The following is a 26,211-nucleotide window of genomic DNA, read 5'->3' as shown; positions in this document are numbered from 1 at the left end:
AAGTGTTAAAAAACCGCCATTCCGGCGGTTTTTTTGTTTTTAATAAAAAAAGAAACCTCTTTAAAATAGTGACAATAAGTAGGTTAAAGCTCTACCGTTGAAGTAGGAAAATATATTTGAACAGCTGCTAATTTTTACATAACTTTAACAGAATTTCAAAATCAACAATTATTATGAAAAAAATTACTTTGACGAATCATCGTCTAAGTTTAGCATGTATGCTTTTCTTAGGCTTGACATTATTCTGGCAAGGTGAGTTGTTTGCGCAATGTACACCTACTGCCGGATTCCCGGATCCTCCGGGAGCAATTTCCTGTAACTTCCCTGGCGGGCAGGCAGATGCCTTGTTCACCGAAACCTTCGATGGAGGGTTTGGTGTGTTTACTGAAGATTCCCCTCCGGGTCCTGGAACAAGTGGATCTAATGACCTTACCGTAAGTACCGGTGGGGATACACCGTCCGGGGGAACCGGCGCGGAATGTAATCCGGAAGGAACAGCAGGACCGGAATACATTTTCCTTGAAGGCTCCTTTACACTGGCGGGCGAAACCCATTGTATGTCTACTACTGTGGACCTTACAGCAGAATCGGCGCCATTACAAGCTTCCTTCTGGTACTATATGTTTGGTGACAATATAGGCGACCTGATTATCAATGTAAATGGTACTCAGGAATTTATTGTGAGTGGTCAACAACAGACCGGACAATTCGACCCTTGGTTACAAGGTACTTTTAGCCTCGACGCTTATGCAGGAGGTTTAGCTACCATCCAAATATGTATGACCGAAGGGAACGGGGCAATCTCGACTTTCGAATCGGATACCTCGATCGATCATTTTCAGATCTTCAGATGTGTAACAGCACCAATTATATCTTGTCCGATGGACATCATGGTAAACAATGATGCGGGACAATGTTCTGCGGTTGTTAACTTTGGAAACGCCTCTGCCGTTGATCCCGATGGCGGACCGGTTACTATTACACAAACTATGGGACCACCATCCGGTAGTGCCTTTCCTGTTGGAGATACGATTATAGAATTTACTGCCACAGATCAGGATGGAGATTCCTCTACCTGTCAGTTTACAATAACTGTGGTGGATAATGAGCCTCCAACCCAATTTGACTGTCCGGCAGATATCACAGTGGATAACGATCCGGGAATATGTGGAGCCGTAGTAGATTATCCGGATCCCATTTTAATGGATAATTGTTTCTCCGGTGGAGGAATAGTTACCGATGAGCTTTCAACAATATTTGGAAGCAATAATGGAGGAAGTGATGGAGGTGCGGTCTATTTTGATATTACAGTAGGTCCTCAAAATATTATGATCACTGAACTAGATATAAATATCGCCGGAACTGGTGCTCCTTTCTCTATGGATGTTTACACTTTAGTAGGTTCATCGGTTGGGAACGAAACCAATGCGGCTGCATGGGGCGCACCGGTGGCTGTTGGATCTGGTACCGGAAATCCTGAAGATACTCCTTCTGTGGCTGTTCTGGACAATCCAGTTACTCTGAATGCGAATACTACATATGGTATCGCTTTAGTAATGGATGCTTCTCACGGTCATGAATATACAAATGGTAATGGATCTAATGAAAATTTCTCGAACGCAGATCTTTCAATTGCTTTGGGCCAAGCGACCAACGTACCGTTTACAGGAAGTGTATTTAGCCCGAGAATATGGAATGGAACTGTACGCTACGAGATAAACACATCTTCAGTGATGTATACAGTAGTTACCGGTTTTCCAAGTGGCGACGTTTTCCCTGTTGGTACTACCCTTACCACATTAGAATATACTGATGCCGGTGGTAATACAGTACAGTGTACTTTTAACGTTACGGTTAATGATATTGAGGCCCCAACAATTACTTGTTTGGGTGCACCCGGTACGTACGACCAAACGATTACTATAACTAATCCGGCCTTAATGAGCACTAATACGTTTAGCTTTACCGGAACTCCGGTAGGTGCTGCGGGAGATGCTACCTTAGAGGTAAGAACATTTGGTGATATAGACGGTACAGGTGGTAATGAAGAGGCTTGGACCATTACTGATGAAGACTCCAACACTACCGGTATGATTGGTGCGACAGGAGTGTTTGCCGATCAATGTAATACTACCCTTTTGGAAACCTTTACTATTCCTGCGGCCATGATCGATGCGTGGGCAGCCGACGGTATGATCGACTTTACCGGTACCGATGTGGCCGGAAATATCAATCTAACGCTATGTGGTGGAGACTTCCTCGAGTTAAGATTGATTTACAGCACAGCTGGTGGAACACCGGTTGACGTTGTACTCGATGCCAATGGTATGGCCAGTATTCCAGTATCGAGTCTGGTGGCTTCAACCTCAGATAACTGTGGTCCTGTTACAGTTACTGCCTCAGGCGGTGCTCCGGTTCCCGCTACATTGAATACAGGTTTTGCAGGAGGTAACAGAAGTTTCGGAAACTTCTTTGATATCAATGCACTAAATGACGCAACTGTGCAAAGTTTCGATATAAACTCTGAAAACGGAGCCGGTATAAATTTAGAGCTTGAAATTTATGCGAAAAGTGGAACTTGGGTAGGAAATGAAACCAATGCCGCGGCATGGACATTACTTACAACAACTACGGTGACCACTAACGCCGTAAATACACCAACACCTCTTAACTTAACTTTAAATTATGTCATGGCTGCAGGCGAGACTCATGCCTTCTATATTCGACCTACTGACCCTACCGGAGTCGGCGGACTCGAATATACCAATGGTACAGGTGTTGGAAATGTATGGGCTTCTGATGCTAATATCGAATTTTTGGAAGGTGGAGCTAAGGATTCGTTCACTGCAGGTGGTCTTTTCCAGCCTCGTGTGTTTAATGGAAACATTCATTATAATGCCGGAGGAGCACCCTCTACTACCATAGATTTCACATGTGATGATGTAGGTGAAAACTTTATTGAAGTCTTTGCTACAGATCCAAGTGGAAATGAGTCTTCATGTATCGCAACAGTAAACGTGATCGATGACACCGATCCTATACTTGTTTGTCAGGATGTAACTATCGAATTGGGTGCCGACGGTACCGCAATGGTAGATCCACAAGCATTTGTAGACGTTGCTAATACAATTGAGGCCTGTGGTCTTGCTGTACTTGCTACCGATGTTACCGATGTAAGTTGTGATGATATTGGAACACCAATTACAGTGACGCTGTTTGTAGCAGATCCAAGTGGAAACCTTGCTTCCTGTACTGCGACCCTTACGGTTGTAGATCTGTTAGGACCGGATGTTACTTGTCCTGCAGATCAAACCGTGGATCCGGGACCAGGAAACTTGTTCTATACCGTACCGGATTACTTCGCTACGGGAGAGGCTACAGCTCTTGACAACTGTACCGATCCTGTAACAGTATTCTCTCAGGATCCTGCAGCAGGTTCTCAGATTCCAGACGGAGTTTACAATGTACAGGTATGTGCAACCGATGAGTATGGTAATGAAAACTGCTGTACCTTCGAACTTACAGTAGAGAGCATCTTAGGAAACGAAGACAGTGAGCTAAGCAACGCCATTGTGATGTATCCTAACCCTGCACAGAACGAGGTAAGGATCTCTAATGGATCTAACCTTTTACTGAACAATGCACAGATCTATGATGTGAATGGAAAGCTAATAAGCACCATCGATCTTAGAGATATGCAGCAGGAGAAAGTGATTGATATTTCAGGTTTATCATCAGGGGTGTACGTGGTACAGATCACCGGTGAGAACTCAAGCGTTGTAAAACGATTGATCAAGGAGTAATCAATAGAGTAACCAACCAAAAAGAAACCCCCTTGGCATCGCCAAGGGGGTTTTTGATTTTAAGAGTTACATAACTTATAATATTGGGAATACGAACTAATACCCCGCATATTTTCCCCTCATCCTTCAGTTCATAACTAAACAAGGGGTATTATAAATAAAAGAATTACTTTTGATCTTCCTTGATAAAAACAGTAATATGTTACCCTGGCATCAATATCTTCTTGGTTTTCTATTTCTCCTGGCTGGTGCTAACCATTTTAGGACACCAAAGATCTATGAACGTATTATTCCGTCGTACTTCCCCGATCCTAAGACTTTGGTCATTGTTAGCGGGATCGCCGAAATGTGTTTCGGTTTGATGCTTTTAAATCCCGAAACTCAAATTATAGCAGCTTGGGGAATCATTGGTTTACTCATATTATTTATCCCGGTACACCTCTATATGCTTCAAAACGAGCATGCCTCGTTAAAGCTTCCGAAGTGGGTGCTCATTCTAAGACTTCCGCTTCAATTAGCACTGATCTACTGGGCGTTTTTATATACCTAATATGGATCTATTTTCTTCAGAAGAAAACAAACAGATAATAAACTTAGAGCTACCCGATGCCGATATTCAATATGTTGACAGGTTTATAGATCCTTATCGTGCTAAACTGTATTCTAACACCTTCCTCGATAAGGTAAGCTGGCAACAAGACACCATAAAACTCTTCGGAAAAACTTTTAATCAGCCGCGACTAACCGCCTTGTACGGGAGTGAAGGAAAAAGTTACAGTTATTCGGGTATCACAATGAAGCCGACACCATTTACTCCAGAACTTATCGAAATAAAAAAGCGAATAGAAAAATTTACATCATTACAATTCAACGCGGTGCTGCTAAATCTATATCGCGATGGAAACGACAGTAACGGCTGGCATAGTGATGATGAAAAGGAATTGGGAGATAATCCGGTAATCGCGTCAGTGAGTTTAGGCGCAGGTAGACAGTTTCAGTTAAAGCATAAAATTGTGAAGCATTTGCGACATAAGTTGGAATTGGAAAACGGTAGTTTGTTGCTAATGAAAGGTACTACACAGAAATACTGGAAACATCAAATTCCGAAGACAGAAAAAATTACGAGCCCCCGGATCAATCTTACTTTTCGATATATATACTAATGAGGAGAAACATATTAATCAAAAATTTCATTCAGCAGCACAGCAAGCCTTATACCACCTCTTTGTAATTGTTCCCTCACCACATCCATATAATCGTACATATATCGATAGCCTAGGTTTTCTCCGCTTTCGGTAGTTTCATAAATTTTTACGCATAACCTTCGGCTTTCGTTCATCCAATCCTTTACCGAACCCTTCTTTATATTTTCCAATTCGATTTCGGAAAGCATCTTTGTATTTTCGGCAAGTTCAGAATACGACATCTGAAAACTTTCAATGAGTTCCTCATCCCAAACCCGATGCAAATTCGTCCCCTCATCAAACCATTGTACCTGAAAACGATTTCCCCCCCGGTCTTCAGCAATTCCAACATGCAGAGGCTGATGCAGATCGCCAACAAAATGAACCAATAATTTAAGATGAAAAGCCTTTTTCTCTTTGGAAGAGTTCTTGTCTTTTAAAACCGCGATGCAAGTATTAATGGCAACATAGATATCTCCTTGTTCACTTTTGGGATGGCTGTCATAAGTGAGGTCAAACGGAAAGTTGACATAATGCCATGGAGCATATTCGCGATACGCATCGTCACTTCTTATCTCATCGGCATATGTGGAGACCAGAGCCAGTGATTTACCGTCTAACAATTGTCCGATCTGTCGTTTGGCCTTTTTCGTGAGGTGTTGTTCTGCAATAGCTCCTGTGGCCCGGTGCCCTGTCCTACCCCAATCCTCTGAAGTAAATCCGCAAATAACTGCGATTAATGGAAAAAGTATAACAATCTTAAGATATTTCATTACAGGATCTTTTCCGCAAAGATAGCATGGTAAATAATTAAATGGTAATTTTAACAGGTTGAAACTTAATTATTATTTTCAACAATATTCTCGGTGTCTTGTTGTTTTACAATACTGCATAGATAGTCTAAATTGTATTCCTAGTTATGAAAAAGATCCTTGTTCTCCTTATGTTTATTTCCTTCGGAACGGCTTCCGCACAGGACCAATCAAATACTTCTGAAGAACTATCGATAGGTTCTTTAATTGAAGGCACGCTTCTAATGCCTGTTACATCTGAAACGCCTCCCCTTGTCATTATTGTTGCAGGGTCGGGACCTACTGATCGAAATGGAAACCAGATGATGATGAAGAACAACGCCTATAAGTTTCTGGCTGAAGATCTATATAGCAAAGGTATTGCGACATTTCGATATGATAAACGCATTGTAAAGATCATGAAAATGGGTAAGATCGACGAAAAGAAAATTAGTTTCGATCATTTTATTGAAGATGCCATAGAAATTACCGAATATTTTAAAAAGGATCAAAGATTTTCTAAGATCATTCTTTTGGGTCATAGTCAGGGATCATTAGTTGCCATGGTAGCTGCTCAGGGTCGTGCAGACGGATTTATATCGGTTGCCGGGGCCGGACAGGAGATCGATGACGTGATCGTTGCTCAATTGGAAAAACAGGCTCCTGGCTTAAAAGATAACGCAAGACAGGCATTCGATGACCTTAGGGTTAATGGAACCGCACAAAATTACAGTCCGGGATTATCCTCAATTTTCAGAAAAGATATTCAGCCTTTTATTTTTAGCTGGATGCAATACGATCCGCAGGAGGAAATCGCCAAACTTGATATGCCGATTCTCATCATAAACGGCGATAAGGACCTTCAGGTGCACCCTTCCGAAGCCGATTTACTCTACAGGGCTAAACCAGAATCTCAACTTCATATTATTTCGAACATGAACCATATCCTGAAAGAAATTAAAGGCAACGATATGGAAAATCAGAAATCCTATAACGAATATGATCGTCCTGTCATGCCAGAGGTGATCGATCTCATAAGTACTTTTGTTTTAAATTAACAGTTTCCCCAATAAATTGTATTTTGCAACAAACTACATATTATGCAGGATGTTGCTTCCGAAATTGTAAAAGACACTACCCCTCTATTAACGAATGACACTATAGTTTTTGGTGTTTTAATGATCGCACTGGGGCTTATTTTTTATACTTCAAGTAAAAAAGAAGGTTTCTGGCAGAGCTTTTATAAATTTGTTCCGGCCTTATTTATGGCTTACTTTATACCGGCGGTACTCACCACTAGCGGCCTTATCGCACCAGAATGGGTATCTGTGAATGATGCCGGTACTGCAACCACGCATGAATCAAACCTGTATTTTATGTCCAGCCGGTATTTACTGCCTGCCGCGCTTGTGCTCATGACCCTTAGTATCGACCTGAAAGGAGTGTTTAATCTGGGCCCAAAGGCACTTATCATGTTTTTAACCGGTACGGTCGGAATCATTTTAGGTGGACCCATAGCGGTGCTACTCATAGGAACTATATCGCCTGAGACTGTTGGTGGTGTTGGTGCCGATGCTGTTTGGCGCGGACTCTCAACTCTCGCAGGTAGCTGGATAGGCGGTGGTGCCAACCAAACTGCGATGTTAGAGATATATGGTTACAATCAGGCGCTCTATGGAGGAATGGTCTTTGTTGATATTGTGATCGCCAACATTTGGATGGCTATTATTTTAATAGGAATTGGCAAGGCCACGCGAATTGATAAATGGCTCGGATCGGATACTTCTGCAATTGAAAGTTTAAAAGAAAAAGTATCCAATTATTCCAAAAAGGTAGACCGAAATCCTTCGTTAACAGACCTTATGATCCTGGCAGGAATTGCGTTTGGCACCGTGAGTCTGGCGCATTTTGGTGCAGGGTATCTAAGCGAGTTCTTTTCCGATTTTGTAAATGGAATTCCAAAAGGGATCAAGCGAAATGTCTTTACATTCTTAAATTCGAGTTTTTTCTGGATGATCACGATCACTACCATAATTGGAGTGTTACTTTCATTTACTAAACTGAGAAGTTATGAAGGCGCGGGCGCCAGTAAATTTGGTAGTGTATTTATTTACATATTGGTTGCGAGTATTGGAATGAAAATGGACCTAACTTTAATTTTCGATAATCTGGGGTTGATCGCAATTGGTGGTCTGTGGATGATCATACACGCAGGATTACTCATTTTGGTTGCAAAACTCATCAAAGCACCCTATTTCTTTTTGGCTGTTGGAAGTCAGGCCAATGTGGGAGGTGCAGCTTCGGCACCTATAGTTGCTTCGGCCTTTCATCCTTCTCTGGCGACTGTAGGCGTATTACTGGCCGTCTTTGGCTACGCGATTGGTACGGTAGGCGCAATTCTATGTACGATGCTCATGCAATTGGCGGCCGCGGCATAGGTTTTATGCTTAAAAATATGCATCTTTGCGCCTTCAAATTTAATCCCAGATGAAGCAATTTTTTTTCGGAATTATCGTAATCCTAATTGTTGCAAGTTGTTCTTCCAACGAAAATAAAATGATCCTTACGGGTGAAGTAAACGGACTTAAAAAAGGAACGTTGTTGCTTCAGAAGATCGAAGATACTTTGGTAGTGACCGTAGATTCGGTGATGATCGACGGAAATTCCTCTTTTTACTTTTCTGAAGAAATTGTAAGCCCAGAAATTTTTTACCTCTATCTTCGGCTTAAAGACGGAACCCTGCGTGATGACCGAATTACATTTTTTGGGGAACCTTCAGAAATACATATAACAACGACCTTAAAAGACTTCGGAACCAGTCCGAAAATAACCGGCTCTCTCAATCAGGATAAGATTCAGGAATACAATAAGCTCATTGCGAGGTACAATGATAAAAACCTCGAATTAATTCAGAAAAACTTAGCAGCAGGGCAACAGAAAAGCGATTCGGCAATACGGGCTTTTCAAAAACAACAAAATGATATCGTAAAAGGAAAATACCTTGCTACTGTAAATTTTGCGCTGAATCATCCCGATTATGAGATGTCTCCCTATTTAATTTTAAGCGAAGTGTTTGATGCAAATATTAAATATCTGGATACGGTTTATAAAGCACTTACCCCAAAAATAAAAGACTCTAAATACGGTAAGCAGTTAGAGTCTTATATTGAAAATAGAAAAAATCTTACAGAATAGGCTTAAAGCTTATTGATCTTATCGATTAGTTTTCGGCCTCGATCTTCCAATTCCTGATTGATCGCTTTAAAATGTTTCTTTTTATTCTCAACATCTTTTTGATTCACTTTTACGATCAATTCGTCAAAAACAACGATAGCTTCATCGATGATTGACTCTGCTTTTTTGTTATCCTTATCGGGATTTGTAAGTTCCCAGATATACACCGCTTCAATGATATCCCCTAAGACGTAATTAATATCTTTTTTTAATTCACGTACGTTTGCCATAGTTCTTAATTTTGGGCAAAAATACTACAATACAATGGTTCATTGAATATAAACTTCTAAAAATGTTGCATTATCATTCTTGAAATGAACAGTTTCTGCAGCTGCAGGAATTAAAATGGTCTCGCCTTTTTTTACGGTTTCGGAATATTTATTCATACTGAGTTTACTGCTTCCCTCCAGGCACATATAAACGACAAAGGAGTCTATATTTTTTAAATCACGCTGAAAGCTCGCATCCAACCGGAGTTTATTAGTATGGAAGTAAGGATTAACACAAATCGGATTGGGAGTATTTTTAATTTCTGAATAGTGCAATTTATCATCATAGAGATCGTAGTTAATGGCCTCCAGTGCTTCTTCTGTATGTAGTTCCCGCATTTCACCGTTAGTGTCGGGTCGGTCCCAATCATATATTCGATACGTAATATCTGATGTTTGCTGAATTTCGGCCAGAAGGATGCCGGCACCAATGGCGTGAACTGTCCCGGGTTTAATAAAAAAAGCATCACCGGCCTTTACTTTTTCTGAATGTAGTATCCGTGTTAAAGTTTTTTCTGAAAGGTGCTTTAAATAAACCGACGGGTCCATTCTTTTATCAAAGCCTAATATTAGTCTGGAATCCGCATCAGCCTGAATGATATACCATAACTCTGTCTTCCCGAAGGAATTGTGTCTTTTTTTGGCAAGATTATCATCTGGATGTAACTGGACTGAAAGATCTAGGGTTGCGTCTATAAACTTAAAAAGCAACGGGAATTTAGTTCCAAATTCCGAAAAAACAGATGCTCCTAAAAGTAACCGGGGTGCTATTTCTATAATGTCTTCAAGGGTCCTACCCTTTAATTTACCGTTTGAAACCACCGAAATATTATCGCTTACCCCGGAAATCTCCCAACTTTCTCCGGTTAAAGATCCTGCCGGTTTATCAAGAATTGTTGCCAGTTTGTTTCCACCCCATACCTTTTGCTTAAGGATAGGTTTAAACTTTAACGGATATAAAGGAAAATTACTCAATAGCACTTATTATTAACCCGAGTAAACAACGAAGTTTCGTGGTGTCTCAAATAATTTCACCGAAATCTCATAGTCCGAGTCTAATCGTTTTCTCAGCTTATTCCAGATCACGATGGCGATGTTTTCCACAGTAGGGTTCAGACTTTTAAATTCGGGGACTTCAATATTTAGATTCTTATGATCGAAAGGTATTTCAACTTCCTCCTTAATGATCTCCTTAAGAGTTTTAAGATCGATCAGGTATCCTGTTTCAGGGTCAATATTCCCAGTCACTCCCACGATGAGTTCATAATTGTGTCCATGATAGTTAGGGTTACTGCATTTCCCGAAAACAGCAGCATTTTTTTCATCGCTCCACTCTGCTCTAAATAAGCGGTGTGCTGCATTAAAATGTGCTTTTCTGTAGAGCGTTAGACTCATAAACTAATATGTTGGTAAAACTTTTGAAAAATAATCTTAAACCAAGCCGTGTATCTTTCGGGATTATTTTCAATATCATTTTTTACAGTTTCAAGTGACATCCATTTCCAATCTGATACTTCATTTGGATTAGGAATCGGGGCATCATTATAATTTCCCACTAAAATATGATCGTATTCGTGTTCCGTTAAACCATTGTCAAAAGGCGCTTTATAAATAAATGAAGTTGTTTCCTTCAGGTCGGTGACAAATCCCATCTCCTCTTGTAGTCTTCTTTTACCGGCTGCTATTGAGCTTTCTCCATCTCTTTGATGACTACAACATGTATTGGTCCAGAGCCCGGGAGAATGGTATTTATCTTTGGCTCTTTGCTGAAGCATAAGCTCGTGGTTTTCGTTAAATATAAAAACGGAAAATGCGCGGTGCAAAAGTGCTTTTTCGTGAGCTTCCATTTTAGGCATTAATCCAATCTTTTCGTCATTCTCATTCACAAGAATAACTTGTTCTTCTTCCATATTCAATTTCTGTTTTTCTCAAAAATACGAAATACGAAGTAGTTTCACCCAACAAAAAACGCCCAATACTATATTGGGCGTTTGATTTAGAAATTAATCGGGTTGGTTAGTCTTAATTCTGAATAATAAACATCGAACGACGGTTGAGCTGATGCTCTTCCTCGGTACACTCTGATTTATTGCCACAGTCGTTGGTCAACTGGCTCTCACCATATCCCTTGGCAGAGAGTCGATTTCGGTCTATGCCTTTGTTCACCAGCCATTCCAGGGTAGATTGTGCCCGCTTCTCTGAAAGCGCCGCATTGTAAGCATCGTTTCCTCGAGAATCGGTATGAGATTCTATATGGATCACAAGCTCAGGGTATTGTCGCATGGCAGCCAGTATCTTGGCAAGTTCCACGGCAGCGTCCGGACGGATGTTATAGCGATCAAAGTCAAAGTAAATCGGCTGAAGATTCAAACGACATCCCAGATCGTTAGGAGGACAAGGATCGATAAGTTTGAGCGGAAGCGGAATCTCTACCGTACCACTGGCATCGGGAGTCTGTAATACCTTCTCATTGGGAGCATACTGACTCTTGGTACCTCGTACCGAATACTGGGACTCACACTGGGCCGTAAAGCTATAGGCAGCATCCTGACCTACGATCATCTTATCTACAATATTGTTATTGGCATCCAAAAGCGTCACCTCGGCGCCAGGAAGCAACTCCTTGCTGTCCACATCAAAGACAGTTCCTACGATCATCACCTCACACTTCTCCTGTACACGGTAGATCTCATCGGCTACACTACCCTTCTCTCCATCGCGGTTAGAAGAAACATATCCTATACGACGATCTTCGTTGATCACAAAAGCAAAATCATCCTTACTACTGTTGGTGGGTGCGCCTAAATTCTTGATCTCACCCGTTGGAAGCCCCTGAGCATCCAAGGCCACCATAAAGACATCATAGCCCCCAAGACCGCCCCGACCATCACTGGCAAAGAAAAGCTTGCCCTTGTCGCTGATAAAAGGAAAGGACTCTCTGGCCTCGGTATTTAATGCTCTGGTAAGGTTCTTTGGCTCACTATAACTGTCTGCTGCTAAAATATCAACATACCACAGATCGCTCATCCCAACAGTACCCTCCATATCGGAAGAGAAATACAACTTGGTCTCATCAAGGCTCAGGGCAGGATGTGCCACAGAGTACTCCTTGCTGTTAAAGGGAAGTTCCACCACGTTCTCCCAACGATTATCCCCATCTCGCGTAGCCTTATACAGCTTTAAACGAATGGTCTTATTCCTGTCCTTACCCTTTTTACCATCTATATAATTGTTTCGCGTAAAATACACCGTGTTACCATCCTTGGTAAAGACCGCAGAAGATTCATGATAGGGCGTATTGATATCTCCCTTTAAAGGCTCGGGATTCGAAAGCTTCCCCTCCGAGTCCATATCGGCCATATAAAGATCTAAAAAAGGCTCTTGGTTCCAATCGTGAAGCTTCGTGCCTTCGGTATTCATAGCAGCAGATGAAAACACCAGCTTATCCAAATAATACGCAGCCCCAAAATCGGAACGATTCGTATTGACAGAGACCTTCTCCAACTCCACCTGATACTCTAAAAAACTCGTGGTGGTCGCCTTGATGATCCCGGGATCTCCTCCCTTCTCAATGTACATGGACATATATTTCTTGGACTCCTCAGACTGATTGATACTCTTGAGCGACTGCGCAGCACGATAGTAATACGTAACATCGGTCTCCGAGGGATACTGTGATATTAATTTCAAATACCACTTGGCAGCATTGTCATAATCACTGTTCCAATAATAGGTGTCCCCAAGGTTCTTATAGATCTGAGCAGAACTATACCCATCCTCAACGACCTTTAAGTAGATCTCACGAGCATCGATATAGGCATACTTATCGAATTCCTTATTGGCCTTCTCAACTTGCTTCTTCTGAGAAAAACAAACACTAGTATAGCTAAATACTAGTGTGAATAAAATTATTTTTTGTAGTACTGTCTTCATAGTGGTGTGGTTTTTAGAAGAATCTTGGCGTTAATACACGTTCAGGCTTTTTAAACAGATCAAAGCGAAGCATGATCTCATAGGAACCATCACTGTAATCCTCAATATCGGTGGTCTGATAATCATAGCCAAATCCAATGAAGATCTCATCGCTGGCCTGAAAACCAACCATAGCACTCATGGCAGCACTCCAACGATAGGCAGCCCCAACGGTAAACTTATCATAAAGCAAAAAGTTAGCAGAGACATCCCACTGAAGCGGAGAACCACTAACGGCCTTGACCAGGGTCGCTGGCTTGAACTTTAAATTATCACTCACATCGAAAACATATCCCGCAATCAGAAAATAATGCAAACGCTCCGCCGCTACGGTCTCTACACTGGTGTTGGCGATACTGCTTTCATCAAAATGCTTGGTGGTTAAAAAATTAGGAACCGACAACCCGGCATAAAAATTATCCGTATAATAATACAATCCCGCCCCTATCTGTGGCTGAAGCTTGTTATCGATATTGTTCTGAAACCTGGGATCATTGCTGTCAAAAATATTGAGCTTGGTAAAATCAACATCCAAAAGATCCAACCCGGCCTTTAGCCCAAAGGCCAACTTGGCATTATCGGAGGTATTGATCCAGTACGAATAATCAATGTTTACATTGGACTCAATGGCAGGCCCCAACTCATCTCTTACAATAGACAGACCCAAACCCATGTTCTGTAAAGCACCTATGGGAGTGTTCACCGTAAAGGTACCCGTCTTGGGAGCCCCCTCAAAACCAACCCACTGGGTACGGTACAAAGCACCAAAACTTAAGGCCTCCCGAGAACCAGCATAGGCAGGATTCACCACCTGGGTGTTATACATATACTGCGTATACTGAGGATCCTGCTGAGCCATCGATGTGAAAGACCCTAGCAAAATCAAAATTATGAGTGTGATATAACTGTGTTTCATAGTTAAGTATTTTTAACCCGGGAGATACAAAAACCTCCCGGTGTTATTTTTCGATTTTTCTATCTATTTATGTATAAGTAACCTGAATAACTCGATTGACCAGGATTATCCTCGCCAAGGATCGTGAGAACATAATAGTAAGTGCCCGTTGGAAGCTCCTTCTCCTCGCGAACCGTAGCTCGACCATTGGAAACACCTCTAAAGACATTCTCATTACCATCACTACCTCCATAACCATCGGTCTCCCAAACCAGAACACCCCAACGGTTGAAGATCTTCATGTTATTATCAGGATACTCCTCAATACCAACGATCTTCATAAAGTCATTGAGACCATCGCCATCGGGGGTAATACCGTTGAAAATCTCAAAGGGAACTTCAGGATTTACTATCGGTAAGATCGTACGCGTAGGATCATCAGGCTCACCATCTCCATTTGGATCAATATTGGTAAGATCCTGAGGATCATCTGAGGTATCCTCTACAACCTGACCCGTAGCAGTAACTCCAGTACCTATGGCCTGATTAATTACCTCACCAGCCAAAATATCAGCCTCGGTAACTGTATAACTCGCAGTAAAGGTACTATCGTCAATCTCACCGGGCTCTAACACCGCAATAGGACCTCCCTCTAATACAATCCCAGGAAGATCATCCATCAACACTATGTCATACAAGGTAACATTACCCGTATTGGTAACCGTAAAGACATACGATATAGTCTCACCGGCCTGTGCAGAACCATCTGCGTTCTCATCATTGAAAACACCTGACTTCTCCACAGACATCGAAGGATCCTGACACAGAACTGTCACCGTAGGATCATCCTCAAAATTACTGTTGTTATCCGATAGATCTGTAACGACACTACCATCGGGAGCCGTACCAGAGGCCGTAGCCTGATTGCTCACCTGACCCGCATCAACATCGGCCTGAACAACAGTGTAAACCGCACTGAAGGTCTCCGTATCACTCGCACCGGCAGCCAAAGAAATAGGACCACCAACAACCGTAACCATAGGATCAACAACAGTCACACCCGTAAGATCAACATTACCCAAATTCGTCACTACAAAATCATAAACAATAGTCTCACCCAGATCAATACAACCATTACCATTCTCATCGGTAGGAGTTCCAGTCTTGATCAAAGCAATGATCGGATTCTGACATAAAACAGTTACTGTTGGATCATTTTCAAGTATAGAGTTATCATCAGACAGGTCTGTTACAACCGTACCATCCGGTGCAGTACCTTCAGCAGTAGCCTGATTGGTTACCTGTCCGGCATCAATATCTGCCTGAGTAATTGTATAGTTTCTAATATATATCCAGGTCTCAGTTACATCCAGTTCATTATCGCCATCATCGTCTCCTGAATTCGGCACCGCAAATGTGCCGCCCAAAAGTGGATCTGTCAATAATATAGAAGCCAGAGAAACATTTCCTTCATTGGTTACTGTAAATGTATACTCGATCAATTCTCCCGGATCGGCACACTGATTTCCGTTGCCATCTACAAATACTCCGGTTTTTACGATCGCTATATCAGGTGACTGACAAAGCGGAGTTACCGTAGGATCATCCTCAAGAACATTATCATCATCAGAGAGATCATCTACTACCGTTCCGTCGGGTGCAGTACCTTCAGCAGTTGCCTGATTGGTTACCTGCCCGGCATCAATATCATCCTGAGTGATCGCATAAGATGCTGTATAGATCCATGTTTCAGTCACATCCAATTCAGAATCACCATCAAAATCTCCTGAAACAGGTCCGGGAACAGTTCCTCCTAATAACAGATCATCGACGATGATTGAAGCAAGAGAAACATTGCCTTCATTGGTTACGGTAAAGGTGTAGTCGATCATTTCTCCAGGATCGGCGCACTGATTTCCGTTGCCATCTATAAATACTCCGGTCTTAACGATCGCTATATCAGGTGACTGACAAAGCGGAGTTACCGTAGGATCATCCTCAAGAACATTATCATTATCAGAGAGATCATCTACAACCGTTCCGTCGGGTGCGGTACCTTCAGCAGTCGCCTGGTTAGTAACCTGCCCGGCATCAATATCATCCTGAGTGATCACATAAGATGCAGTATAGATCCATGTTTCAGTCACATCAAGTTCATTATCTCCATCAACATCTCCTGAAACAGGTCCGGGAACAGTTCCTCCTAATAACAGATCATCTACAATGATTGAAGTAAGAGAAACATTGCCTTCATTGGTTACCGTAAAGGTGTAGTCGATCAATTCTCCCGGATCGGCGCACTGATTTCCGTTGCCATCTATAAATACTCCAGTCTTAACTATCGCTAAATCAGGTGACTGACAAAGCGGAGTCACTGTAGGATCGTCTTCCAGTACCGAAGTATCATCCGAAAGGTCACTCACAACCGTAGAATCCGGTGCAGTACCTTCAGCGGTAGCCTGATTGGTAACTTGTCCAGCATCAATATCATCCTGGGTTATTGTATAACTTCCGGTAAAGATCCATGTTTCGGTAACATCCAATTCAGTATCGCCATCGGTATCTCCAGAAACAAAAGTAATTGGAGCCACAAGTAAGTCAGTAACTGAAATAGAAGAAAGTGAAACATTTCCTTCATTGGTTACCGTAAAGGTATAGTCTATAGACTCTCCCGGATCGGCACACTGGTTACCGTTTCCATCAACAAATACTCCGGTCTTAACGATCGCTATATCAGGATTCTGACACAGCGGAGTTATTGTAGGATCATCTTCAAATTCATTAGTATCATCAGACAAATCACTAACCACAGTTGTGTCAGGAGCGGTTCCTTCTGCCGTGGCCTGGTTGATTACTTGTCCGGCATCTATATCGGCTTGAGTAATAGCATAACTTCCGGAATAGATCCATTTTTCTTCTACATCCAACTCATTATCTCCATCCAGATCCCCTGAATCGGGCCCGGGAACATTACCTCCTAATAATGGATCTGTAACCACAATATTAATTAGTGATACATTACCTTCGTTACCTACCGTAAACATGTATTCTATTGCTTCTCCCGGATCGGCACACTGGTTGCCGTTACCATCAATAAATTCACTAGTTTTTATAATTGAAATAATCGGATTTTGGCAAAGTGGAGTTACCGTTGGATCGTCTTCCAATACCGAAGTATCATCAGATAGATCACTTACCACTGTCGTATCCGGTGCTGTACCTTCGGCAGTAGCCTGATTGGTTACCTGCCCGGCATCAATATCAACTTGTGTAATTATATAGTTTCCGGTATAAATCCATGTTTCGGTGACATCCAATTGAGTGTCGCCATCGGTATCCCCCGATACAAAAGTGATCGGAGCTACAAGAGGATCGGTTACTGAAATAGCTGACAGACTTACATTTCCTTCATTGGTTACCGTAAAGGTATAGTCTATAGACTCTCCCGGATCTGAACATTGGTTTCCATTACCGTCAACAAATACTCCTGTTTTAACGATCGCTATCTCAGGATTCTGACAAAGTGGGGTTACCGTTGGGTCATCTTCCAACACCGAAGTATTATCAGATAGATCACTTACCACCGTAGAATCCGGTGCTGTACCTTCGGCAGTAGCCTGATTGGTTACCTGCCCGGCGTCAATATCTGCTTGAGTAATAGCATAACTTCCGGTATAGATCCAGGTCTCGGTTACATCCAATTGAGTATCGCCATCGGTATCTCCAGAAACATAAGTGATCGGAGCTACAAGGGGGTCTGTTACTGAAATAGCTGACAGACTTACATTTCCTTCATTGGTTACCGTAAAGGTATAGTCTATAGACTCTCCCGGATCTGAACATTGGTTTCCATTACCGTCAACAAATACTCCGGTTTTAACGATCGCTATATCAGGTGACTGACACAGCGGTGTTACTGTTGGATCGTCTTCCAACACCGAAGTATCATCTGAAAAATCACTTACCACAGTAGAATCCGGCGCAATACCTTCTGCCATAGCTTGATTGGTTACCTGCCCTGCGTCAATATCTGCTTGAGTAATAGCATAACTTCCGGTATAGATCCAGGTCTCGGTGACATCCAATTCAGTGTCACCATCGGTATCTCCCGATACAAAAGTGATCGGAGCTACTAAGGGGTCTGTTACTGAAATAGCTGACAGACTTACATTTCCTTCATTGGTTACCGTAAAGGTATAGTCGATAGCTTCTCCCGGATCGGCACACTGATTTCCGTTGCCATCTACAAATACTCCGGTTTTTACGATCGCTATATCAGGATTTTGACAAAGTGGGGTTACCGTTGGGTCATCTTCCAACACCGAAGTATCATCAGATAGATCACTTACCACTGTCGTATCCGGTGCTGTACCTTCGGCAGTAGCCTGATTGGTTACCTGCCCTGCGTCAATATCTGCTTGAGTAATAGCATAACTTCCGGTATAGATCCATGTCTCGGTGACATCGAGTTCGTTGTCGCCATCGGTATCTCCCGATACAAAAGTGATCGGAGCTACAAGAGGATCGGTTACTGAAATAGCTGACAGACTTACATTTCCTTCATTGGTTACCGTAAAGGTATAGTCGATAGCTTCTCCCGGATCGGCACATTGGTTGCCGTTACCATCCACAAAGACTCCTGTTTTAACGATTGCTAAATCAGGTGACTGACACAGCGGTGTTACTGTTGGATCGTCTTCCAACACCGAAGTATCATCAGATAGATCACTTACCACCGTAGAATCCGGTGCTGTACCTTCGGCAGTAGCCTGATTGGTTACCTGCCCTGCGTCAATATCTGCTTGAGTAATAGCATAACTTCCGGTATAGATCCATGTTTCGGTGACATCCAATTGAGTGTCGCCATCGGTATCTCCCGATACAAAAGTGATCGGAGCTACAAGAGGATCGGTTACTGAAATAGCTGATAGACTTACATTTCCTTCATTGGTTACTGTAAATGTATAATCGATAGCTTCTCCCGGATCGGCACACTGATTTCCGTTGCCATCTACAAATACTCCGGTTTTTACGATCGCTATATCAGGATTTTGACAAAGTGGGGTTACTGTTGGATCGTCTTCCAACACCGAAGTATCATCAGATAGATCACTTACCACCGTAGAATCCGGTGCTGTACCTTCGGCAGTAGCCTGATTGGTTACCTGCCCTGCGTCAATATCTGCTTGAGTAATAGCATAACTTCCGGTATAGATCCAGGTCTCGGTGACATCCAATTCAGTGTCACCATCGGTATCTCCCGATACAAAAGTGATCGGAGCTACAAGAGGATCGGTAACTGAAATAGCTGACAGACTTACATTTCCTTCATTGGTTACTGTAAATGTATAATCGATAGCTTCTCCCGGATCTGAACATTGGTTTCCATTACCGTCAACAAATACTCCTGTTTTAACGATCGCAATCTCAGGATTCTGACAAAGTGGGGTTACCGTTGGGTCATCTTCCAACACCGAAGTATCATCAGATAGATCACTTACCACTGTCGTATCCGGAGCGGTTCCTTCGGCGGGAGCCTGATTGGTTACCTGCCCTGCGTCAATATCTACTTGAGTAATAGCATAACTTCCGGTATAGATCCATGTTTCGGTGACATCCAATTGAGTGTCGCCATCGGTATCTCCAGAAACAAAAGTGATCGGAGCTACAAGAGGATCGGTTACTGAAATAGCTGACAGACTTACATTTCCTTCATTGGTTACTGTAAATGTATAATCGATAGCTTCTCCCGGATCGGCACATTGGTTGCCGTTACCATCCACAAAGACGCCTGTTTTAATAATTGCAATATCAGCGGACTGACAAAGCGGTGTTACTGTTGGATCGTCTTCCAATACCGAAGTATCATCAGATAGATCACTTACCACCGTAGAATCCGGTGCTGTACCTTCGGCAGTTGCCTGATTGGTTACCTGCCCGGCATCAATATCGGCCTGAGTGATCGCATAAGATGCAGTATAGATCCAGGTCTCGGTGACATCCAATTCAGTATCACCATCGGTATCTCCCGATACAAAAGTGATCGGAGCTACAAGAGGATCGGTTACTGAAATAGCTGACAGACTTACATTTCCTTCATTGGTTACCGTAAAGGTATAGTCTATAGACTCTCCCGGATCTGAACATTGGTTTCCGTTTCCGTCAACAAAGACGCCTGTTTTAACAATTGCAATGACTGGCAATTGACAAATATCGGTGATCGTAGGCTCATCTTCTACATACGAATTGTCATCTGAAGCATCCGTTACATCAGGGCCACTGGGAGGAGTTCCCGTAGCAAGGGCCTGATTCGAATATTCTCCCGCATCAATATCTGCCTGAGTCAGTACATAACTGGCCGTGAAGGTCGTGGTGTCTTCAGCTCCGGGAGCCAAAGAAGCAATAGGACCACCTAGCATGGTCACGCCAGCATCGGTAACTATCACATTACTCAAGGTCACATTTCCGGTGTTCTTTACACTGAAGGTATAAGTGATCACATCTCCGGGAGCAGCAATACAGGCGCCCGTAGGATCAAAACCATCATAACTGCCTACTTTGATAAGAGCAATGCTTGCAGCATTACAAATATCGGTGATCGTAGGCTCATCTTCTACATAGGAGTTGTCATCTGAAGCATCCGTTACATCAGGACCACTGGGAGGAGTTCCCGTAGCAAGGGCCTGGTTCGAATATTCTCCCGCATCAATATCTGCCTGAGTCAGTACATAACTGGCCGTGAAGGTCGTGGTGTCTTCAGCTCCGGGAGCCAAAGATGCAATAGGACCACCTACCATGGTCACGCCAGCATCGGTAACTATCACATTACTCAAGGTCACATTTCCGGTGTTCTTTACACTGAAGGTATAAGTGATCACATCTCCGGGAGCAGCAATACAGGCGCCCGTAGGATCAAAACCATCATAACTGCCTACTTTGATAAGAGCAATGCTTGCAGCATTACAAATATCGGTGATCGTAGGCTCATCCTCTACATACGAATTGTCATCTGAAGCATCCGTTACATCAGGACCACTGGGAGGAGTTCCCGTAGCAAGGGCCTGGTTCGAATATTCTCCCGCATCAATATCTGCCTGAGTCAGTACATAACTGGCCGTGAAGGTCGTGGTGTCTTCAGCTCCGGGAGCCAAAGAAGCAATAGGACCACCTACCATGGTCACGCCAGCATCGGTAACTATCACATTACTCAAGGTCACATTTCCGGTGTTCTTTACACTGAAGGTATAAGTGATCACATCGCCGGGAGCAGCAATACAGGCGCCCGTTGGATCAAAACCATCATAACTGCCTACTTTGATAAGGGCAATGCTTGCAGCATTACAAATATCGGTGATCGTAGGCTCATCCTCTACATACGAATTGTCATCTGAAGCATCCGTTACATCAGGACCACTGGGAGGAGTTCCCGTAGCAAGGGCCTGGTTCGAATATTCTCCCGCATCAATATCTGCCTGAGTCAGTACATAACTGGCCGTGAAGGTCGTGGTGTCTTCAGCTCCGGGAGCCAAAGATGCAATAGGACCACCTACCATGGTCACGCCAGCATCGGTAACTATCACATTACTCAAGGTCACATTTCCGGTGTTCTTTACACTGAAGGTATAAGTGATCACATCGCCGGGAGCAGCAATACAGGCGCCCGTAGGATCAAAACCATCATAACTGCTTACTTTGATAAGGGCAATGCTCGCAGCATTACAAATATCGGTGATCGTAGGCTCATCCTCTACATACGAATTGTCATCTGAAGCATCCGTTACATCAGGACCACTGGGAGGAGTTCCCGTAGCAAGGGCCTGGTTCGAATATTCTCCCGCATCAATATCTGCCTGAGTCAGTACATAACTGGCCGTGAAGGTCGTGGTGTCTTCAGCTCCGGGAGCCAAAGATGCAATAGGACCACCTACCATGGTCACGCCAGCATCGGTAACTATCACATTACTCAAGGTCACATTTCCGGTGTTCTTTACACTGAAGGTATAAGTGATCACATCTCCGGGAGCAGCAATACAGGCGCCCGTAGGATCAAAACCATCATAACTGCCTACTTTGATAAGAGCAATGCTTGCAGCATTACAAATATCGGTGATCGTAGGCTCATCCTCTACATACGAATTGTCATCTGAAGCATCCGTTACATCAGGACCACTGGGAGGAGTTCCCGTAGCAAGGGCCTGGTTCGAATATTCTCCCGCATCAATATCTGCCTGAGTCAGTACATAACTGGCCGTGAAGGTCGTGGTGTCTTCAGCTCCGGGAGCCAAAGAAGCAATAGGACCACCTACCATGGTCACGCCAGCATCGGTAACTATCACATTACTCAAGGTCACATTTCCGGTGTTCTTTACACTGAAGGTATAAGTGATCACATCGCCGGGAGCAGCAATACAGGCGCCCGTTGGATCAAAACCATCATAACTGCCTACTTTGATAAGGGCAATGCTTGCAGCATTACAAATATCGGTGATCGTAGGCTCATCCTCTACATACGAATTGTCATCTGAAGCATCCGTTACATCAGGACCACTGGGAGGAGTTCCCGTAGCAAGGGCCTGGTTCGAATATTCTCCCGCATCAATATCTGCCTGAGTCAGTACATAACTGGCCGTGAAGGTCGTGGTGTCTTCAGCTCCGGGAGCCAAAGATGCAATAGGACCACCTACCATGGTCACGCCAGCATCGGTAACCATCACATTACTCAAGGTCACATTTCCGGTGTTCTTTACACTGAAGGTATAAGTGATCACATCGCCGGGAGCAGCAATACAGGCGCCCGTAGGATCAAAACCATCATAACTGCCTACTTTGATAAGGGCAATGCTTGCAGCATTACAAATATCGGTGATCGTAGGCTCATCCTCTACATAGGAGTTGTCATCTGAGGCATCCGTTACATCAGGACCACTGGGAGGAGTTCCCGTAGCAAGGGCCTGGTTCGAATATTCTCCCGCATCAATATCTGCCTGAGTCAGTACATAACTGGCCGTGAAGGTCGTGGTGTCTTCAGCTCCGGGAGCCAAAGATGCAATAGGACCACCTACCATGGTCACGCCAGCATCGGTAACTATCACATTACTCAAGGTCACATTTCCGGTGTTCTTTACACTGAAGGTATAAGTGATCACATCGCCGGGAGCAGCAATACAGGCGCCCGTAGGATCAAAACCATCATAACTGCCTACTTTGATAAGGGCAATGCTTGCAGCATTACAAATATCGGTGATCGTAGGCTCATCCTCTACATAGGAGTTGTCATCTGAGGCATCCGTTACATCAGGACCACTGGGAGGAGTTCCCGTAGCAAGGGCCTGGTTCGAATATTCTCCCGCATCAATATCTGCCTGAGTCAGTACATAACTGGCCGTGAAGGTCGTGGTGTCTTCAGCTCCGGGAGCCAAAGAAGCAATAGGACCACCTACCATGGTCACGCCAGCATCGGTAACCATCACATTACTCAAGGTCACATTTCCGGTGTTCTTTACACTGAAGGTATAAGTGATCACATCGCCGGGAGCAGCAATACAGGCGCCCGTAGGATCAAAACCATCATAACTGCCTACTTTGATAAGGGCAATATCCGGATTCTGACAAATTAAAACAGTTACCTCGTTACTGGTATCATCTACAGCATTTAAAGCAGTGTTTCCATTCACTTCAGCTGTATTTATCACAGAGCCATTATCGATATCCGTCTGCGTTATTGTATAGGAGGCAACATAACCCCATACCTCACCAACATTCAGAATAGAATCGTTATTCAAATCTCCGGAAGCCGGTCCGGCAATTACACCACCAAGAATTGCGTCGGTAACTACTACATCGGTAATATCTACATCTCCTTCATTCATTACCACAAAAGTATAATCAATTTGATCGTTTACTTCAAAATTATTACATGTTCCGGTAGCACTAACACTGGCTTTGGAGATAGAAATTTCAGCATTTTGACATAATTCAACAGTTACTGAATCATCGTCATTTACATTATATGAAGAAGACGATCCGGTAACAGTTCCGTCAACTTCAGCAGTATTCATTACTTCACCGTTCACAATATCCGCCTGAGTTACCGTGTAGGACGCTAAATAAGTCCAAACTTCACCAACATCTAAAACCCCCGGATTAATAAGATCCCCGGAAGCAGGTCCCGGAATAGGATTCACGGGGTCTATTAGAGGATCGTTAACTTCAACTCCGGTAATTTCCACATTACCCTCATTCGCTACAGTAAATGTATACGCGATCGTTCCTCCCGCCGGAATAGGATTACATGTTGTTGTATTATTAGGCACTGCCGATTTTTCAATAGAAATCGCACAGTTATATAGTGTTAGTGTGACAGGTGTTCTGTCTGCACTAGAACATCCGCTGGTACCATCAATAGTTTCAGCATAATAGGTTACACTGCCAATACTACTCAATGATGGGTCCAGTACCACCGACCCATTTATAGCAGCATCATACCATACAATACTATCTCCGGGATCAACAGAGGCAGTGGCAGTTAAGGTCTGAACGGTTGGGGTATCGGCACATTCAATTTGATCACCACCGCTAATGGGAGCGTCGGGGTTTACATATACCGGAATGGTAGATGAAACCGAGATTGGTGTGATCGAACAATTATTGTAAACACCACTAAATGTTAATTCGGCTCTAAAATCCCCTTCAAACGGAGGGGCCCCTGCATAAACAAAAGTTCCTGACAGATCTCCTAAGGACGAACCTGATGTCGTCCCTACAGAAACGTTATTCAGGAAGAACTCCCATTCAAAATTGGTTGAAAAGGGAGTACAGGCACCGGTATCGAAAGTTGCGCTGTAATCCACACTATTCGTACAATCTAACTGATCCAAAACAGGGTCAGTAAGATCTGGACATGGCACACAAATACTTGGGTTATTAAATGGTGTTTCCACCACATTACAATTTGAATCTATATATTTAAGAAGTGCATTTCCCGAATTCTGTACTCCGCAGGCACCCGGAATCACTGCAGCTTCAATACTGTATTGTAAGGTTATTGTCTCTTCATTTACCTGATCTACGAACCATGAAAGTAAACTACCTGAAAATGAAGCGCTTCCTTTATTTGTAGATATGGAGCCCGCTACATAATTAAAATTCGGTGAAAGTGAATTAGTTACTAAAGCTTCCCCCGGAACAGCTTTTGCTGCAGCGGCGAGCTGACCAAGAATGGTTGTATAGATCCCCGAAAGGTCTGCACCCGTTTCGGTTGTATACAAACCTGCATTTTGAATTGCGTCAATAGTATTAGTAGCGATAGTTTGTTGAGATCCCGAGATGGCTCCAAAAAGCCCTACACTAAATACATTTTGGTTATACGTCACTCCCGAAACTACAGTAGTTTGGGCATTAATACCCGCCTGAATCGCATTTTGCTGACAAATGGTATTAGCTCCGGTATTACTACATGAATTCCCGCTATTATCTCTGTTTGTTACACCATCCGTAAGTAAAACAATACTTCTGGAAGTACTACAATCGAAGGTTCCATTGTTGGTTAACTCCTGGTCTGCTCGTACCAAACCCGATTGTATGTTCGTATTTCCTCCGGTGGTAATATCATTTATTGCATCAATGACATCTTGTTCCCCCGCTGAAGACGTTAATCCAATATCCAATGAAGCAGAAGCAGCATAACTTACAATGGCTACTCTATTTAATCCCGTTGGATTATTAGCGGGTTCAAAAAGATTCTCAACGAATTCTATCGCAGCATCCTTGGCATAATCAATAGGTAAGGGACTGGCTCCATCGTCCATACTTCCCGATCTATCAATAATAAGAACCACCTCACTTGGAACAGAAGGCGGGTCACCTATGATCTCGAGTGTTACATCAAATTGGTTGCAAAGTGTCGGACTTGCAACCACAGTACGATTAATAGTAATTTCCTGCGCAACTAATGATCCCGCAGCAAACATAAACAAGAATACAACCCATACGTTGGTTGATCTTTTTATGGTCGAATTTCGAAATTGTAATAATTGTTTCATGCTTTTTGGTTTAGGTTGAAAC

14 protein-coding genes are annotated in these 26,211 nt (G+C 43.1%); 6 read left to right on the top strand and 8 right to left on the bottom strand.

Features of this window, described 5'->3' with window-relative positions:
- Positions 1-173 precede the first annotated feature (173 nt).
- From ALE3EI_RS08750 to ALE3EI_RS08740, 3 genes are all read left to right on the top strand, one after another.
- The gene (locus ALE3EI_RS08750; RefSeq protein WP_186987892.1) at positions 174-3,803 is read left to right on the top strand and encodes an HYR domain-containing protein; all 3,630 of its coding nucleotides are present in this window, start codon (positions 174-176) and stop codon (positions 3,801-3,803) included.
- A 199-nt stretch (positions 3,804-4,002) separates the two neighbouring features.
- Positions 4,003-4,353, top strand: coding sequence for a DoxX family protein (locus ALE3EI_RS08745; protein ID WP_186987891.1), 351 nt, complete (start codon positions 4,003-4,005; stop codon positions 4,351-4,353).
- Between the two features lies 1 nt (position 4,354).
- Positions 4,355-4,966 carry an alpha-ketoglutarate-dependent dioxygenase AlkB family protein gene (locus ALE3EI_RS08740; RefSeq protein WP_186987890.1) on the top strand — a complete coding sequence of 204 codons (612 nt, stop codon included), beginning with the start codon at positions 4,355-4,357 and terminating at the stop codon, positions 4,964-4,966.
- Between the two features lie 14 nt (positions 4,967-4,980).
- Here ALE3EI_RS08740 and ALE3EI_RS08735 read toward each other — a convergent pair whose 3' ends face one another.
- The gene (locus ALE3EI_RS08735; RefSeq protein WP_186987889.1) at positions 4,981-5,760 is read right to left on the bottom strand and encodes a S1/P1 nuclease; all 780 of its coding nucleotides are present in this window, start codon (positions 5,758-5,760) and stop codon (positions 4,981-4,983) included.
- A 146-nt stretch (positions 5,761-5,906) separates the two neighbouring features.
- Between ALE3EI_RS08735 and ALE3EI_RS08730 the strand changes: the two genes are divergently transcribed.
- From ALE3EI_RS08730 to ALE3EI_RS08720, 3 genes are read left to right on the top strand one after another with little or no spacing between them, the layout of a single operon-like run.
- Positions 5,907-6,836: an alpha/beta hydrolase gene (locus ALE3EI_RS08730; protein ID WP_186987888.1), complete on the top strand. Its 930-nt coding sequence runs from the start codon at positions 5,907-5,909 to the stop codon at positions 6,834-6,836.
- Positions 6,837-6,878: 42 nt separating this feature from the next.
- A complete protein-coding gene (locus ALE3EI_RS08725) occupies positions 6,879-8,216 on the top strand; it encodes a DUF819 family protein (RefSeq protein ID WP_186987887.1) in 1,338 nt (445 codons plus the stop codon).
- A 49-nt stretch (positions 8,217-8,265) separates the two neighbouring features.
- Positions 8,266-8,973, top strand: coding sequence for a DUF4369 domain-containing protein (locus ALE3EI_RS08720; RefSeq protein WP_186987886.1), 708 nt, complete (start codon positions 8,266-8,268; stop codon positions 8,971-8,973).
- Between the two features lie 2 nt (positions 8,974-8,975).
- Here ALE3EI_RS08720 and ALE3EI_RS08715 read toward each other — a convergent pair whose 3' ends face one another.
- The 7 genes from ALE3EI_RS08715 to ALE3EI_RS08685 all read right to left on the bottom strand — a co-directional run bounded on the left by ALE3EI_RS08715 (position 8,976) and on the right by ALE3EI_RS08685 (position 26,189).
- Positions 8,976-9,242 carry a hypothetical protein gene (locus tag ALE3EI_RS08715; protein ID WP_186987885.1) on the bottom strand — a complete coding sequence of 89 codons (267 nt, stop codon included), beginning with the start codon at positions 9,240-9,242 and terminating at the stop codon, positions 8,976-8,978.
- Between the two features lie 39 nt (positions 9,243-9,281).
- Positions 9,282-10,256, bottom strand: a complete 975-nt coding sequence (locus tag ALE3EI_RS08710) for a type I phosphomannose isomerase catalytic subunit (RefSeq protein WP_186987884.1) — start codon at positions 10,254-10,256, stop codon at positions 9,282-9,284.
- A 12-nt stretch (positions 10,257-10,268) separates the two neighbouring features.
- On the bottom strand, positions 10,269-10,676 hold the full coding sequence (locus tag ALE3EI_RS08705) for a 6-pyruvoyl trahydropterin synthase family protein (RefSeq protein WP_186987883.1): 408 nt from the start codon (positions 10,674-10,676) through the stop codon (positions 10,269-10,271).
- A complete protein-coding gene (gene idi / locus ALE3EI_RS08700; RefSeq protein ID WP_186987882.1) occupies positions 10,673-11,191 on the bottom strand; it encodes an isopentenyl-diphosphate Delta-isomerase in 519 nt (172 codons plus the stop codon). Before idi ends, ALE3EI_RS08705 begins: the two co-directional genes overlap by 4 nt.
- Positions 11,192-11,303: 112 nt before the next feature.
- Positions 11,304-13,214: an OmpA family protein gene (locus ALE3EI_RS08695; RefSeq protein ID WP_186987881.1), complete on the bottom strand. Its 1,911-nt coding sequence runs from the start codon at positions 13,212-13,214 to the stop codon at positions 11,304-11,306.
- 13 nt (positions 13,215-13,227) lie between these two features.
- Positions 13,228-14,169 carry a PorP/SprF family type IX secretion system membrane protein gene (locus tag ALE3EI_RS08690; protein WP_186987880.1) on the bottom strand — a complete coding sequence of 314 codons (942 nt, stop codon included), beginning with the start codon at positions 14,167-14,169 and terminating at the stop codon, positions 13,228-13,230.
- Positions 14,170-14,228: 59 nt separating this feature from the next.
- The gene (locus tag ALE3EI_RS08685) at positions 14,229-26,189 is read right to left on the bottom strand and encodes a DUF7507 domain-containing protein (protein WP_186987879.1); all 11,961 of its coding nucleotides are present in this window, start codon (positions 26,187-26,189) and stop codon (positions 14,229-14,231) included.
- Positions 26,190-26,211: the final 22 nt, after the last annotated feature.

It is taken from the genome of Constantimarinum furrinae (assembly GCF_014295415.1).
GTDB lineage: Bacteria > Bacteroidota > Bacteroidia > Flavobacteriales > Flavobacteriaceae > Constantimarinum > Constantimarinum furrinae.
This window is presented reverse-complemented; position numbering and strand designations above follow the sequence as displayed.

Excerpts from the sequence above, each read along its gene's own strand:
- ALE3EI_RS08750 (WP_186987892.1), top strand. The coding sequence starts at position 174 with ATGAAAAAAATTACTTTGACGAATCATCGTCTAAGTTTAGCATGTATG.
- ALE3EI_RS08745 (WP_186987891.1), top strand. The coding sequence starts at position 4,003 with ATGTTACCCTGGCATCAATATCTTCTTGGTTTTCTATTTCTCCTGGCT.
- ALE3EI_RS08740 (WP_186987890.1), top strand. The coding sequence starts at position 4,355 with ATGGATCTATTTTCTTCAGAAGAAAACAAACAGATAATAAACTTAGAG.
- ALE3EI_RS08735 (WP_186987889.1), bottom strand. The coding sequence starts at position 5,760 with ATGAAATATCTTAAGATTGTTATACTTTTTCCATTAATCGCAGTTATT.
- ALE3EI_RS08730 (WP_186987888.1), top strand. The coding sequence starts at position 5,907 with ATGAAAAAGATCCTTGTTCTCCTTATGTTTATTTCCTTCGGAACGGCT.
- ALE3EI_RS08725 (WP_186987887.1), top strand. The coding sequence starts at position 6,879 with ATGCAGGATGTTGCTTCCGAAATTGTAAAAGACACTACCCCTCTATTA.
- ALE3EI_RS08720 (WP_186987886.1), top strand. The coding sequence starts at position 8,266 with ATGAAGCAATTTTTTTTCGGAATTATCGTAATCCTAATTGTTGCAAGT.
- ALE3EI_RS08715 (WP_186987885.1), bottom strand. The coding sequence starts at position 9,242 with ATGGCAAACGTACGTGAATTAAAAAAAGATATTAATTACGTCTTAGGG.
- ALE3EI_RS08705 (WP_186987883.1), bottom strand. The coding sequence starts at position 10,676 with ATGAGTCTAACGCTCTACAGAAAAGCACATTTTAATGCAGCACACCGC.
- idi (WP_186987882.1), bottom strand. The coding sequence starts at position 11,191 with ATGGAAGAAGAACAAGTTATTCTTGTGAATGAGAATGACGAAAAGATT.
- ALE3EI_RS08695 (WP_186987881.1), bottom strand. The coding sequence starts at position 13,214 with ATGAAGACAGTACTACAAAAAATAATTTTATTCACACTAGTATTTAGC.
- ALE3EI_RS08690 (WP_186987880.1), bottom strand. The coding sequence starts at position 14,169 with ATGAAACACAGTTATATCACACTCATAATTTTGATTTTGCTAGGGTCT.
- ALE3EI_RS08685 (WP_186987879.1), bottom strand. The coding sequence starts at position 26,189 with ATGAAACAATTATTACAATTTCGAAATTCGACCATAAAAAGATCAACC.